Below are 14659 nucleotides of genomic sequence, written 5' to 3' on the forward strand. Positions count from 1 at the left end.
AAACAGCAACGTTTGGAACAGGGGTAAAAAGGGGTTAATATGTGACCAAATATTTTTTTGTGATCCACTATGCTTTTTTTGCAATTGGATTAGCATATGCGCGACATCGGCCTACCCATTCTGTCAGGCATAGAGAGTGATATGACGTACAAAAAGTTCGGTTTTTTGACTGCCATTCTGGCGTTAAGCGGTTTTTATCTTTACACCCTCTATCTGGCTGCTCACCCCAACGTGAGCCTGGCCTACAAACTCTATTATCTGGAAGGCAAGACACGCTTCTGGGAACACAACTCCAGCATGACCTATCAGCCGGGTAACGAGCTCAATCTGACCAAGCCGAGCCGCTTCCTCTCCAGCGAAGGCTGGGCCAAGAAGCCGAGCGACGAAGGTACCCTGCTCAGCGGTCAGGGCGGTCTCTACTTTGTGCTGCCCAAGCAGGCGGCCAATCCGGATCAGCTTACCGTACAGGCCCGCATCAACAGCCCGGAAGCTGGTGCCCTGTTGAAAGTGGCGCTGGGTCACGACTTCACCACCACGGTGAAACTGGCCAAAGCGGGCATCAACGAAATCCGCCTCAGTCTGCCCGGTGACTCGCTCACGGCAGATCCCAAGCACCCCAATTTTCTGGCGCTCTCGGCACCTACTCCCATCAATGTGCAGTCGGTACGTTTGACCGTAGCCCAGTGATCCTTGCCCCGAATACCATTTTATAAAAACAACTATCCCAAATAAGGACGTTCTTATGTCGCATCCAGATTTTCGACTCTCTCTGGTCGTTCCCGTTTACAACGAGGAAGAGAGCATCGATGCCTTCATCAACGCGATAGACAACGAACTGGCCCTGCTGAAAGACCAGCTTGAAATTGTATTCGTCAACGATGGCAGCCGTGACCGCACCCGTGAAGTGGTCGAGCAGGCCATCGCCCGCGATCCGCGCGTGACCCTGGTCAACCTGGCACGCAACTTCGGTAAAGAAGCGGCCCTGACCGCAGGTCTGCATCAGGCCAAAGGGGATGCCATCGTGCCGATGGACGTGGATCTACAAGATCCTCCTGCCCTGATCCTGGAGTTCGTCAAACTGTGGCAGACCGGTGACTATGACACCGTCTACGGCATCCGCGTCGATCGCAGCGCCGATACCCCGATGAAGCGCCTGACTGCCGGTGGCTTCTACCGCTTCTTCAACGCCCTCTCCACCAGCACCAAGCTGCCGGAGAACGCCGGTGACTTCCGCCTGATCGACCGTCGCGTGGTCGAGGCGATCAAGCTGCTGCCGGAGCGCAACCGCTTTATGAAGGGGCTGTTTGCCTGGGCCGGTTTCCGTGCCGTTGGCGTCCCCTACGAGCGCCCGGCTCGTCACGCCGGTGAAACCAAGTTCAACTACTGGAAACTGTGGAACTTCGCCCTCGACGGTCTGCTCAGCTTCTCCAGCTGGCCGCTGCGGGTCTGGAGCTATGTGGGTGTCAGCGTCTCGCTGGTGGCCTTCCTCTATATCCTGAAAATCATCACCCAGGTGATCTTCTTCGGCATCGACGTGCCCGGTTACGCCTCCCTGATGTCCGTGGTGCTGTTCCTCGGCGGTATCCAGCTGTTGTCACTCGGCATCATCGGCGAGTACATCGGCCGCATGTTCGTGGAAGTGAAACAGCGCCCGGTCTACCTCATTGAAGGGGTCTATGGCCAGTATGCCAAGCAGGATGCGGCCAAACCGCAGAGCGCTGACAGCAACCCGCAAGAGCAGCAGGAGCAGGCGCCTCAATGATCTCCCGCGAGGAATTCTGGCGGCTGGTACGTTTCGGTTTTGTCGGCGGGGGGGCTACTCTCGTCGACCTTGGCACCTCCATCGCACTGTTTCATACCTGGCCCACCATCTCGGAGCACCTAGTTACCACGCTGGCTTTTGCCATCGCATTCTGGTTCTCCTTCTTTGGTCACCGCTACATTACCTTCCAGAAGCAGGGAGCCGCCAGCAAGTTTCTGCTGGTCGCCCTCTTCTCGCTGGCGGTGCGTAACCTGATCCTGAGCGGCCTGCTGTTTACGGGGCTCTCCGGTCTGCTGCCGGTGGTCATCGCCACCCTGACCGTTACCGTCCTCACTTACGTTCTCTCTCGCGTCTGGGTTTTTGCCTGATGAATGATATGACCAATACTGCCCCGCTAACCGGGGCTGCACTCCCGTATCGCCCGTCACTGCGCATCAGCGGTCGTGACTGGCTGATGATCATCGCCGCCTTCATGCTGAGCCGGGTGGCGCTGTATGGCATGGGCTACTTCGGTGTCCAGCTCTATGGCTCCCCCGACATCGGCCCGCTGCAGGCCTATTGTCAGTTCGACTGCGTCTGGTTCCAGCGCATCATCGAAAACGGCTACGACCTCTACCCCCGCTGGCTGAGCAAGGGCAATGCGGCCAACTGGGCCTTTATGCCGCTCTACCCGATGGTCTCCGGTGCCATCTCCAACCTGTTCAATGTCGAGAGCCTGATCGGCCTCATCATTGTTACAAATCTCTCCTTCTTCGCCAGCTTGCCGCTGATGCTGCTGGTGTTGCGTCAGCTCAAGCTGGGGGACGATACCGCCCGCTTCGGCGTCTGGCTGCTCGCCTTCTCCCCCTTCTCCGCCTACTTCGTCTCCGGTTATACCGAGTCGACCTTTATGGCGCTGATGCTGGGGATGTTCCTGTTCGCCTATCGGGAGCAGTGGCTGATGGTGGCCGTGCTGGGGGTCTGTATCTCCGCCACCCGCAACCTGGGGGTAATGATGGTCTTCCCGGTGCTGATCCTGGCGCTGCAGGCTTACGGCTGGCGGGAATTTTTCCGCTTCACCGAGCGCGCCTTCAAGGTGGTCTTCACCCTCTGGATGATCCCCTTTGGCCTGTTTGCCTATATGGTCTATCTCTATCACCTGACCGGCGATGCCTTCGCCTTCAAGCACATTCAGGTGGCCTGGGGTCGCTACATGGACAGCCCGCTGGACTGGTGGCTGAGTGGTTTCGAGCTGGGCGGCCGCAAGGCTTACCTCTCCATCATGGTGATCTTCGGCTGGTGCCTGAACGGCTACCTGTTCAGCCAGAAACGCTGGGCTGAAGCGACTCTGATGTTCATCTGCTGCACCATCCCGCTGATGACCGGCCTCAACGCCATGCCACGCTACATGTTCGGGCTCTACCCTACCCTGCTGGCCATCATTCTGCTGACCCATCGCTGGCCCGCCATCCGCCCTGCTGTGCTATGCATCAGCGGCATGGTGGCCTCCTTCATCGCGGTGGCCTTCGTCAACTTCAAGTTCTTCACCGTCTGATGTGACGACAAAGCCTGATACACCAAATGCCGGTCACCTGACCGGCATTTTTTATGGGCGCTATTTTTATCGACAGAGCGTCCCATCTCCTCTCCGTCACACTTTCCTCGGCTTGAAAACGTAACCATTTGAACTGATGTCACAAATCGGCATTTTGCCGATCCAAGGCGCGCTTTGCTGCTCCTAGAATGGGCCCTTGTCCGAACTGCCCTGCTCAAGGAATGGCTTATGCGTCGTGCTCATCACTTATCCCCTCTCTGGCTCGCCCTGCTGGCCGCCCCTCTGTTCACCCAACAGGCGATGGCTGCCCCCGAGGTTCGCCTCTATGTAGATGGTCAACCGGTGGCGGCCCCGATCGCGCTGGACAAGGGCACGGTGGAGCTGACTCACCCTCTTGCCAAGGGGAGCCACCAGATCCGCATCAGCGACGCAGACAACAGTTGCGGTACCAGCTTTGGCCCGAGCGAGAGCAAGCCGCTCCCCTTCGGCACCGCCCAGCCCATGGACAAATGCAGCAAGGATCAGAGCTTTACCCTGCGGGTGATGCTGGCCGGGGAGTATCAGTTCACCTTCAACCCGGATACCCCCAGCCTCAAGGTGCTGCGGGCGACCAAGAAGAGCGAATTCAAACGACAGCCACCAGAAGAGCCCTGCATCAGCTGGGATGGCGGCCCGGTCACGGTATCCCTGAAAGGGGTTTGGCCCGAGGGTACCCGACTGAGGGATGCCTACTCGAAACAGGAGGCGGTGGTCAAACAGGGCAAGCTGACCCTGAGCCCGAGCAAAGAGAGCGGCGGCCTGCTGCTGCTCGAGCCGGTCAAGGCAGCCAAGCCAGCACCGTTCAGCTGGGATCAGGCGAGCGTCTATTTCCTGCTGACCGACCGCTTCCACAATGGTGACCCCGCCAACGACCACAGCTTCGGCCGCCAGAAGGATGGTCAAGACGAGGTGGCCACCTGGCACGGCGGCGACTTCAAGGGGCTGACCGAGAAGCTCGACTACATCAAGAGCCTCGGCATGAACGCCATCTGGATCACCCCCATGGTGGAGCAGGTTCACGGCTTTATCGGCGGTGGTGAGCAGGGCAACTTCCCCTTCTACGCCTACCACGGCTACTGGGCGCTCGACTTCACCAAGATTGACCCCAACTACGGCGATGAAGAGAGCCTGAAAACCCTGGTGGACGAGGCCCACAAGCGCGGCATGCGGATCATCCTCGACGTGGTGATGAACCACGCCGGTTACGCCACCCTCGCCGACTTGCAGGATTTGGGGCTCACCGAGCTGACCCAGAACAGCGGCAAACTGCCGACCGTCTGGAACCAGTGGCGCCCGAGCGGTGGCCTCAACTGGCATGGTTACAACCAGTTCATCGACTATCAATCACCCGCATGGAACAAGTGGTGGAGTGGTGACTGGGTGCGCGCCGGTCTGCCCGGCTACCCGCAGCCCGGCACCGACGATGTCACCGGCTCGGTGGCGGGGCTGCCGGACTTTCTGACCGAATCGACCAAACCGGTAGGGCTGCCGCCGTTGTTGGCCGCGAAAAAAGACACCCTCGCCAAGGCGCTGCCCGACGCTACCGTGAGCGACTACCTGATCGCTTGGCACACCGACTGGGTGCGCCGCTTTGGCATCGACGGCTTCCGCGCCGACACCGTCAAGCATCTGGAGCCCGAGGTGTGGGCCAAGCTCAAGCAGGCGGGCACCGCTGCACTCAAGGAGTGGAAGACCAACAACCCGGGCAAGGCCCTCGACGATCTGCCCTTCTACATGGTGGGCGAGGTGTGGGATCACGGGGTGGCCAAGGATTTCTGGTATCAGAACGGTTTCGATTCCCTGATCAACTTCGACTATCAGCGCGAGTTCGCCCTGCCCCAGGCCCAGTGCATGGCCAGCGCCGAGCCCACCTATGCCAGCTACGCCAGCCGCATCAATCAGGATCCCGAGTTCAACGTGTTGAGCTACATCAGCTCCCACGACACCAAGCTGTTCTTTGGCGACTATCAGGATGTGCCGCTACAGCGCCGGGTCGCCAACAGCTTTATGCTGCTGCCAGGCGGTATCCAGCTCTACTATGGCGACGAGTCCGGCCGGGGGCTGGCCAAGGATGGGGGGGTGTTCGATCAGGCGTTGCGCTCGGACATGAACTGGCAGGAGCTGGCCAGCGGCGACAAGGCTGAGCTAGTCAAGCACTGGCAGCAACTGGGCCAGTTCCGCGCAGCCCATCCGGCCATTGCGGCAGGCAGCCACCAGAAACTCTCTGATGCTCCCTACGCCTTTGTGCGGGAGAAGGGGGATGACAAGGTGGTGGTGGTCTTTGCCGGTCGGCAGAAGTAACTCTTGAGCCACATTGACCAGCAACAGAGAGGGGAGCCACTGGCTCCCCTCTCTCGTTTATCTATCTACCAAGGCTCACTGTGACAGGCGCGCCGCCACCGGCCACTGCAGGCGCGCTTTGACCAACATCTCTTGCCACAGGGGCCAGGCCAGCAGCGCCTGATGATAGGTTCCGGCCTGACCGGGCAACAGGATGCCGTAGCTGGCCAGCCGATAGGCCATCACCGCATAGAAGGCGTCGATAATGCCCGCCTCGCCAAAGTAGAAGGGGCCACGCGCCTGCGACCAGATCTCCTGCAAGCGAGCCAGCTCGCCGACCGCCTCCACCGGGGGATCGATACGGGTTGGCGCCCCAAGAAAGAAGGGGAGCAGAGAACGGATCTGCCGAAATCCGGCGTGCAACTCGGCACAGAGGCTGCGAGCCTGTGCCCGCTCGGCAAGCGAAACAGGATAGAGCTGGCGGTCGGGACAGAGCTCGTGAACATATTCGGCAATGGCCAGCGAGTCATGAACCCGCACGCCATCGTGTTCGAGCCAGGGCACCAGACCGGCCGGTGCCAGCCGCTTGAGCCGCGCCAGCGACTTGGCATCCTCCAGATCGAACACCTGCTCCTGCCACGTCAGCCCGCTCATGGCGAGCACCAGTGCCGCCCGCATCGCCCAGGTGGAGCCGGTGCCCACCGCCAATACCAAGGATCCCATCTGCTGCCTCCTGCATGAGTTGCCTGCGACCGGCCGATCTGCCCTTGATGGCAAAACATCCGATGGTCGCTTCACATTTGCACACCGGCGGGTTTGACCCTCTTGGTGAGCGATGCTAGTTTGATTTTTCAAAACAATCAGTTAGCAACAATGTGAGCCATTAACCGAAATATGGACAGCCAATTTACCATCGTCATCGCAGATGACCACCCCCTGTTTCGGGGCGCCCTTTACCAAGCGGTGCACATGGCCATCAACGACGCTCAATTGCTGGAAGCGGACTCCATCGACAGCTTGACCAGCCTGCTCGGCGAGCATCCCGAAGTTGACCTGTTGCTGCTCGATCTCAAGATGCCGGGGGCCAATGGCTTCGAGGGGCTGGCCCACCTGCGTGGCCAATATCCCGACCTGCCCATCGTGGTGGTCTCCGCCTCGGAAGATGCGGCCATCATCCAGCAGGTGTTGCGGCTCGGGGCGCTCGGCTTCATTCCCAAGTCGGTACCGATGAAGGAGCTGGTCAACGCCCTCAATACGGTGATCGGGGGGGATAACTGGGTGCCGGAAGGCATCTCGCTTCATCCCGAATCGGAAGATGGCCCCGATTTCGCCAGCAAGCTGGCCAGCCTCACCCCCCAGCAATACAAGGTGCTGATCATGCTGCGCGATGGCAGCCTCAACAAACAGATCGCCTGGGAGCTCAACGTCTCCGAGGCCACCATCAAGGCCCATATCACCGCCATCTTCAGAAAACTGGGGGTCAAAAACCGCACTCAGGCAGTCATCGCCCTGCAACAGCTCGATATCAAGGAGAGCTGAAACCCGCGCGCAGTGACACGCGCGAGACGACATAGCCAGCCATGCTGGCTATTTGTTGCTCGACAATTAGCACGATCGTACTTTATGCTGCCAGCGCCAACGAGGAGAGAGTGATGAGCAAAGGGCGCCTGACCCGGGAAAACATTTTGCAGACAGCCTTTGAGCAAGCGAGCCAGCAAGGGCTGGAGAGCCTGACCATCGGCTCGCTGGCCAGCGCCTGCGAGATGTCGAAAAGCGGCCTGTTTGCCCACTTTCAATCCCGAGACAATCTGCAGATCGCCGTGCTGGAGTACGCCGCCGAGGTATTTCGGCTGCGGGTGATCCAACCGGTACGTCAGCAGGAGCACCAGAGCCAGCACGACAAGCTGATCGCTCTGCTGCGCGCCTGGCAGGCGTGGAACCACTGCTTTGCCGGACGCTGCATGTTCCTCGACGCCTGGACCTCGGTGCAGGATGGCCATGAGCAAAAGAGCCAGGTGCAGCAAGCCGCCCGGCAACTGGTGCGCTTCTGGCTCGACTATCTGGCCCGTCAGGTGGTGCAGGGTCAGGCCGCAGGCGAGTGGCGACGCGAGATGGATCCCTGGCGCGCCGTTTATCGCCTCTATGGCCTCTATCTGGCGGATCAGGTGTTCAACGATCTCGAACTGTGTCAGGATCCGGCTCGCCACTTCTGGCCCGAAGTGGATGCTCTGCTCGCCAGCTGGCGCTGATGTTTTAGCATCCGTTCAACAAGACTTTTTAAAAACCGACAAAAAAGCACGACCGTTCGCACATAAAAACCACAGGATGACCATGAGCAGCAAGATCTACTTCAACACCCGCCGCTTCAGCCCGAGCAAATGGCTGCTGGGGATCGGCACCCGGTTGCACCACAGACTCGCCCCCACCCATGCCAAGCGCACCGCCAGCAAGTTGCTGCTCACCCCCCAGCGCAACCAGCGCGGTGGCCACGAACCAGCCGGTCTGGTGAAGCAGGCCGTCCATACCAGCGAAGGGGTATTGATGAGCTATCGGCTCGGTCAGGGGCCGCTGTGGCTGCTGATGCACGGCTGGTCCGGCAGCGCCAGCCAGTTCTATCCGCTGATGAGCCATATCGCCGCGCAGGGTTTCACCGCAATTGCCTACGATCATCCGGCCCACGGCCAGAGCGCGGGCAACACTGGTCACCTGCCCCGTTTCGTGCGCGCCTTCGACGAGCTGGCGACCAAGCTGGCCAGCGAAGCAGGCCCGCTGCACGGGGTCATCGCCCACAGCATGGGAGGCGCCGTCACCCTCTCCAGCCGTCAGCCGGGTATCGATACCCTGCCGCTGCTGTTGATTTCGCCGGTGCTCGACTATGTGCCCCAGCTCTACGGCATGGTGGCGCGCTCCGGCTACTCCATCCGGTTGTTCGATGCGGTGGTCAAGGAAATTGAGCAAGAGTACCAGCACCCCTTGAGCACGGTCGATCCGCTGGGTCGCCTCGCCAATCGCAGCGGTGCGGCAATGATCGTGCATGACGAGGAGGACAGATTCGCCCCCCATAGCGACTCCTTGCGGGCCAGTCAGGATGGTCATACCCGGCTGGTGAGCACCCGGGGTCTGGGCCACGGTCGCATCCTCGCCAGCGCCCCGGTATTCGCCGCCTTCGATCAGCTGGCGCGGCCGGAAAATCCTCACCGCGCCCTTTGACATGGGGCCATGAAAAAACGGGCGAGCGCCCGTTTTTATATTTGATACAGCGCCTTATAGTTAACTTGTCAGTGGGAACATTCTTGTCAGTACACAATAAGGCGCCAGCATATGGCCAGACCCAATACAGCGTTGTTGCTCACCGGTGGCGGTGCTCGCGCCGCCTATCAGGTCGGTGCCCTCAAGGCGATTGCGGAGCTCTACCCGCGCAATCTCGGCATCCCTTTTCCCATCCTCTGTGGCACCTCGGCGGGGGCCATCAATGTCACTGCACTGGCCTGCTACGCCTCCTGCTTCCATCTGGGAGTGCGCAAGCTGGAGTGGGTCTGGCGCCGCTTCGAGACTCACCACATCTTCGATTTTCACCCGGGGCGCCTGCTGTGGCGGTTGTTGTACGAGGGGTCGGCGGGGCTGATCAACCCCCACACCAACCACGCCTTTCACCTCTTTGACAACGCGCCGCTGCACCGCCTGCTGGATCAGCTCATCGACTATCATCGGATCGATGATAACATCCTCTACGGCAGTCTGGAGGCGCTCGCCATCACGGCGTCGGATTACGATGACGGCCTCTCCACCACCTTCTTTCAGGGGCGTGCCGACCACCATCCGTGGGAGCGGGCCAGACGGCGCGGGGTGCGCACAGTGCTTACATCTGAGCATCTGCTCGCCTCCTCGGCGCTCCCCTTCGTCTTTCCGGCCACCCGGATCGGCGAGAAGTTCTACGGCGACGGATCCATCCACCAGCTGAGCCCGCTCAGCCCCGCCATCCATCTGGGGGGTGAACGGATCCTTCTGATCGCCCTGGATCCGCCAGCGCACTCGGCACCGACCCATCACCACGGCCACCTCACCAGCTCCAATATTGCCAGCCATCTGCTCGATACGGTCTTTACTGACACCCTCAACTCCGATCTGGAGCGGCTGTGGCGCATCAACCAGACTCTGGATCTGATCCCGGAGCGGGAGCGCAACCGCCTCAAGCTGAAGCGGGTGGAGACCTGTGTGCTGAAACCGAGTCAGGATCTCGACACCATCGCACTGGCCTATCTGCGCAAACTGCCGCTAAAGTTGCGCCGGCTGTTGCGGGTGCTGGGCGTGAAGGGGGATGAGACCAGCAGTCTGGCCAGCTTTTTGATGTTCTATCCGGGTTACTGCCAGCAGTTGATCAAGCTGGGCTATCAGGACACCCTGAGGGAGCGGGAGCGGGTCGTCGCCTTCCTCGATATCGAAGGGCTACCAAAAGAGCGGGAGTAAAGGGGGCGGCCGATGAGTGCAAGGGGACTCAGCGCCCCTCCAGCAAACGCTGCTCAGCCTGTTCCATCGCCACCACGGTACCAAACAGGATCAGCCGATCGCCAGCCGCCAGCACCAGCTCGGGTCTGGGCTCCAGACTCTGATCCCCGCGCTGCACCTCCTTGATCCGCACCTCATCAAGCGGCAACTCGCGCACTTCACGGCCTACCGCCCACGCCTGATCGTGCAGCAGCAGCGGGTGGAGACGTTCAAGCAGCTGATCCGCCTCCAGATTGCTGGCACTCTGATCCCCCCAGTAGAAGCCGTGCAGGAAGCGATACTGGCTGCTGCGCTCCAGCTCCATCCGACGGATCACCCGGCCAATTGGGATATCGCAATTGAGCAGCAGGTGGGAGACCAGCATCAGGGCTCCCTCCTGGGATTCGGGAATCACCTCGAAAGCCCCTGCCTGCTTGTACTGCTCCAGAAAACTGTCATCCCGGGTACGCACCAGCACTTTGAGATCCCCCGCCAGTTCGCGGATCAGTGCCAGCATAGCCTCCACCCGCTTGCGGTCATCGAAGGTGATGATCACCAGCCGCGCCCGCAACAAGCCGGCGGCCAGCAGAATATCGCGGCGACTGGCATCGCCGAAGGCCACCTGCTCCCCCGCCAGCTTGGCTTCGCTCACCCGCTCCGGGTCGAGGTCTAGGGCCAGAAAGGGGATCTCCTCGATCTTGAGAAAGCGGGCACAGGTCTGCCCCGCCCGGCCAAACCCGGCGATGATGACATGCTGGTTTTTGCTCAGGCCCGACTGTGCCACCTCGGAGCGGGTCAGCAGCGCCGGATCGGTGAGGCTACGGGCCAGCGAATGGGCCTGGGTCACCAGCCAGGGGGTCATGGCGATGGAGATGATGCCGATACCGATGAGCAGTGAGACCAGCTGCTGATCCAGCAAGCCGTGGTGCAGTGCCAGTGCCAGCAGCACGAAGCCAAACTCTCCCACCTGACTGAGCATGATACCGGCGGCCATGCTGTCGCGCTTTCGTTCCCCCATCAGCCGCCCGGCCAGCAGTACCAGCAGGGATTTGCACAGTACCAGCAGCACCACGCAGATCAGTACCTGCCACCAAGCCCGCGCCACCAGCTCCCACTCCATGGCCATGCCGATGGTGATAAAGAAGAGCCCCATCAGCACATCGCGAAAGGGCTTGATGTCCACCTCCAGCTGATGACGGTAGTGGGACTCCCCCAGCATCATCCCCGCCAGAAACGCCCCCAGCGCCATCGACAGCCCCAGCGAATGGGTCATGTAGGCGGCCAGCAGCGCCACCAGCAGGGCACTCAGCACGAACAACTCGTCGGAGCGAGCTCGCGCCACCTCGTGAAACAGCAGCGGCAGCAACCACTTGCCCACCGCCAGCAGAGTAAAGAGAGCAAACAGCCCCTTGAGGGTGGCCCAGGCGATCTCGGCGGCCAGGGCGCTGCCCTGCACTTCCGGCTGGGCGAGGATAGGGATCATCACCAGCAGGGGCACCACCGCCAGATCCTGAAACAGCAGCACGCTCACCCCCAGCTGGGCGCGGCGGGTATGGAGCTGCTTCTGCTCGCCGAGCTGCTTGATCACCACAGCCGTGGAGGAGAGTGCCAACGTTCCCGCCACCACCAACGACTGGGCCAGACCCAGCCCCCACCACCAGCCGATGGCGAAGAAGAGCAGTGACGTGAGCAGCACCTGCAACATCCCCACCCCCAGCACCAACCGACGCATCGCCAGTAATTTCGGCAGGGAGAACTCCAACCCCAGCGAGAACATCAGAAAGACGATCCCCAGCTCGGCAATGGTCTGCATGATCGACTGACCGGTGATCACCGCCAGCCCGTGGGGGCCGAGCAAGACGCCGGCAATCAGGTAGGCGAGGATAACCGGCAAGCCGAGACGCCGGAAAGTTGCCACCAGCAGCACGGCGGCGAACAGCAGGATCAACAGGTCGGTGTACAAATTTCCCTCTCCTTTTATCGACTTAAGCTTAGTCAGCCGATCTGGCGGGCAGGAAAGATATATTGGGCATGCCAATTGCAGGGAGGAGACAGTAGTCAGGTGTTACAGGTGGAAGACCATGGAAAATACGTCGTCACTCAATGGCTTTAGCCATGGCATCGAGCAGTGGGTTCGCCAGATGGAGCGGCTCACGCCGTTGCCCAGCGTTGAACGCAACCAGTTGCTCGAGCAGTTGTTGGGGCAGAGCGATCTCGGCGGTCTGCTGACAACTTTTGCCGATCGTGCGGCAAGAATTGTCAGGATCCACGGTCTCTACCTCGATTGTGGCCAGCCCCATGTGCTGATCCAGCACCCGCCGCTGGCCACCCTCAACCTGCACAACTATCCGTTCGAGCTGCGCGGTCAGCATGGCCAGCTGCTCGGCCAGCTCCACTACGAGCTGGAACATCCGCTGAGCGGCAGCCAGCAACGGGTACTGATGCAATACCATCAGCTGCTCTGCCTGCTGCTGCCCCTCTATCTGCGGCTGGAAAAACTGGATCAGCTGGTCCGGCTCGATCACCTGACCGGCCTTGGCAACCGCTCCTACTTTGACGAGGCCATCGGTCGCGCCATCGAGCAGCATAGCCGCGAGCCTCACGGTCTGGTGCTGGTGCTGCTGGATCTCGATCGCTTCAAGCAGATCAATGACACCTGGGGTCATCCGGTGGGGGATCTGGTGCTGAGCCGCTTCGCCCAGCTGCTCAAGGGGTGTATCCGCAGCACGGATCAAGCCTTCCGGCTCGGGGGAGATGAATTTGCCCTGCTGCTGCAACCGGCCGAACCCGAGGCGTGGCGCCCGGTCTGGCTGCGACTGCAGCATATGTTGATGACCAACAAGGAGCTCAGCACCTTCTCGGTCGGATGCAGCCTTGGCGCCGCCAGCTGGCAATCCGGGGTCGATGTGCCGAGCCTCTACGAGGCGGCCGACAGCCACCTCTACGCCCGCAAGAAAGCAGGCAAGGCCAGCCCTAACGAATAATCCCGAACTCTTCTTTGCTCCGGCACATGCGCGCCATGTGACCGGAGCTTCTTTTTTTGAGGTTACGCCGAGATCACCTCAGGCAAGATCCTGCTCGGGCATGATGGGGGCGGCACCGCTTCCCTGCCAGTGGCAGACCAGACCAGTTCCCTCAGCCATAAAGCCGTCGCAGACAAAGAGCCCCACCACCGCCGCCACCTGCTCGCCATAGTAGAGGATGGGGATGCGCCCCCGCTGCCACGAAGGCACGCCATACTCCTGCAGCAACTTTTTCATCCGCCGACTGCCGCTCCGCCCCACCGGTTTGAGGGGGATCCCGGGCGTCACCTGAAAACGCACCGAGAGCGGCTCATCCGCTCGGGGGGAGCGCAGCAGATCCTCGCCGTGCTCCGCCATGCGCACCACCAGCTCGCCCAACCCGTCCGGCAGGGTCAGCGGCTCGCCCACGGTCAGCGGCAATACCTGATGACAGGGTTGCAGGTCAGGGCTCACCAGATAGAGCCGCTCCTGATAACGGCGGCAGCTCTGGCGCCCCCAGTTGAGCTGGGGATTGGCATCGCCGCGCGCCAGCGCTACCTCCTGCCAGAGCCGGGCAAGCTGCTCACGGGATGGCATCTCCCCCCCCTGACGGCGGATCCAGTAGCGCAGCAGGTTGTTGCGCCGGGTGGGTGAAAGGGCGTGCAGCGGGCCGATATGGAGTGCCTCCCCCTCGCCCGCCAGCTGCCAGTCGCTCTCGGCAAGCTCCTCCAGCAGCGCCTCCTGCTCGGCGCACAGGGCCATGCTGCGCGCAGCGGTCTGGGCCATGGCGGGCCAGCGCGCCTTGAGCTGGGGGATAAGCGTCTGGCGCAAAAAGTTGCGGTCATAGCTCACATCCTGATTGCTCTCATCCTCCACCCAGCCAAAGGGGAGGCTCGCTGCCGCCTCGGCCAGCTCGGCGCGACTCATATTGAGCAGCGGCCGCAGCAACAGGCCGCCAGCAAAGGGCTGGCTTGGCAAGATCCCCGCCAAGCCGCGCAGACCGGCGCCGCGCTTGAGGGCCAGCAGCAGGGTCTCCAGCTGATCGTCCTGATGGTGGGCGGTGAGCAGCCACTCCCCCTCCCGCATCCGGGCGGTCAGCCGCTGATAACGGGCGGTGCGAGCCTGCGCCTCCAGACTCTCGCCATTGCCACGGGCCAGAGTCACTCGCTCGACCAGCAGCTCCACCGCCAATTGCTGACACACGGCGTCACAATGAGCGACCCACTCATCGGCATGGGGACTGAGGCCGTGGTGCACGTGCAGGGCGCGAAGTGACAGGCTGTGCTCGCGGGCATACTGTGCCGCCAGCACCAGCAGCAGGGTAGAGTCGAGGCCGCCACTGAAGGCTACCAGCAGACCGGTGGAACCTTCTGGTGCTGGCATAGTCAGACAAAAGCGAGAATAAAGATGAGAAATCATAGGCTTCCCCAAAACGGACCGGCCGATCTTAGCAGAGTCGGGCTTATCAAGCTGCAACCCTGCTGCTAGAGTGAGGCTCGCCCGCCCTCTCCACCAGGCTGGCCGCAAGGCGGTCGCACAACTGATTGGAGCAAGGAA

The 14659-nt window shown here is 61.3% G+C and carries 13 protein-coding genes; 10 read left to right on the forward strand and 3 right to left on the reverse strand.

All coding sequences use genetic code 11. From position 1 onward, the window contains the following. Nucleotides 1–141 precede the first annotated feature (141 nt). The 5 genes from G5380_RS09195 to G5380_RS09215 all read left to right on the forward strand — a co-directional run bounded on the left by G5380_RS09195 (nt 142) and on the right by G5380_RS09215 (nt 5636). Complete coding sequence (locus G5380_RS09195; RefSeq protein ID WP_216953084.1) at nt 142–687, forward strand: hypothetical protein; 546 nt, start codon at nt 142–144, stop codon at nt 685–687. 55 nt (nt 688–742) lie between these two features. After that, nucleotides 743–1762: a glycosyltransferase family 2 protein gene (locus tag G5380_RS09200; protein WP_421208770.1), complete on the forward strand. Its 1020-nt coding sequence runs from the start codon at nt 743–745 to the stop codon at nt 1760–1762. After that, on the forward strand, nt 1759–2130 hold the full coding sequence (locus G5380_RS09205) for a GtrA family protein (protein WP_058056732.1): 372 nt from the start codon (nt 1759–1761) through the stop codon (nt 2128–2130). Before G5380_RS09200 ends, G5380_RS09205 begins: the two co-directional genes overlap by 4 nt. Then, the gene (locus G5380_RS09210; RefSeq protein WP_040066657.1) at nt 2130–3296 is read left to right on the forward strand and encodes a hypothetical protein; all 1167 of its coding nucleotides are present in this window, start codon (nt 2130–2132) and stop codon (nt 3294–3296) included. Before G5380_RS09205 ends, G5380_RS09210 begins: the two co-directional genes overlap by 1 nt. Before the next feature lie 228 nt (nt 3297–3524). Beyond that, on the forward strand, nt 3525–5636 hold the full coding sequence (locus tag G5380_RS09215; RefSeq protein ID WP_421208771.1) for an alpha-amylase: 2112 nt from the start codon (nt 3525–3527) through the stop codon (nt 5634–5636). 75 nt (nt 5637–5711) lie between these two features. On the opposite strand, the gene G5380_RS09220 is transcribed toward G5380_RS09215, so the two are convergent. Next, the gene (locus G5380_RS09220) at nt 5712–6338 is read right to left on the reverse strand and encodes a glutathione S-transferase N-terminal domain-containing protein (RefSeq protein ID WP_252655947.1); all 627 of its coding nucleotides are present in this window, start codon (nt 6336–6338) and stop codon (nt 5712–5714) included. 171 nt (nt 6339–6509) lie between these two features. Here G5380_RS09220 and G5380_RS09225 point away from each other — a divergent pair, with 171 nt between their 5' ends. The 4 genes from G5380_RS09225 to G5380_RS09240 all read left to right on the forward strand — a co-directional run bounded on the left by G5380_RS09225 (nt 6510) and on the right by G5380_RS09240 (nt 10082). Then, nucleotides 6510–7154 carry a response regulator gene (locus G5380_RS09225; protein WP_005338467.1) on the forward strand — a complete coding sequence of 215 codons (645 nt, stop codon included), beginning with the start codon at nt 6510–6512 and terminating at the stop codon, nt 7152–7154. A gap of 113 nt (nt 7155–7267) precedes the next feature. After that, a complete protein-coding gene (locus G5380_RS09230; RefSeq protein WP_113738954.1) occupies nt 7268–7864 on the forward strand; it encodes a TetR/AcrR family transcriptional regulator in 597 nt (198 codons plus the stop codon). 82 nt (nt 7865–7946) lie between these two features. Further along, nucleotides 7947–8825: an alpha/beta hydrolase gene (locus tag G5380_RS09235; protein WP_421352678.1), complete on the forward strand. Its 879-nt coding sequence runs from the start codon at nt 7947–7949 to the stop codon at nt 8823–8825. Nucleotides 8826–8936: 111 nt separating this feature from the next. Further along, entirely contained in the window at nt 8937–10082 is a 1146-nt protein-coding gene (locus G5380_RS09240) for a patatin-like phospholipase family protein (protein ID WP_421208772.1), read from the forward strand. Between the two features lie 28 nt (nt 10083–10110). Here G5380_RS09240 and G5380_RS09245 read toward each other — a convergent pair whose 3' ends face one another. After that, nucleotides 10111–12063, reverse strand: coding sequence for a monovalent cation:proton antiporter family protein (locus G5380_RS09245; protein WP_005338473.1), 1953 nt, complete (start codon nt 12061–12063; stop codon nt 10111–10113). Nucleotides 12064–12181: 118 nt separating this feature from the next. On the opposite strand from G5380_RS09245, the gene G5380_RS09250 reads away from it, so the two are divergent. Further along, entirely contained in the window at nt 12182–13084 is a 903-nt protein-coding gene (locus G5380_RS09250; RefSeq protein WP_005347848.1) for a GGDEF domain-containing protein, read from the forward strand. 78 nt (nt 13085–13162) lie between these two features. Here G5380_RS09250 and tilS read toward each other — a convergent pair whose 3' ends face one another. Then, entirely contained in the window at nt 13163–14521 is a 1359-nt protein-coding gene (tilS, locus tag G5380_RS09255; protein WP_421208775.1) for a tRNA lysidine(34) synthetase TilS, read from the reverse strand. Nucleotides 14522–14659 lie beyond the last annotated feature (138 nt).

This window comes from Aeromonas sp. 604443, from assembly GCF_049170315.1.
Taxonomy (GTDB): Bacteria; Pseudomonadota; Gammaproteobacteria; order Enterobacterales; family Aeromonadaceae; genus Aeromonas; species Aeromonas veronii_A.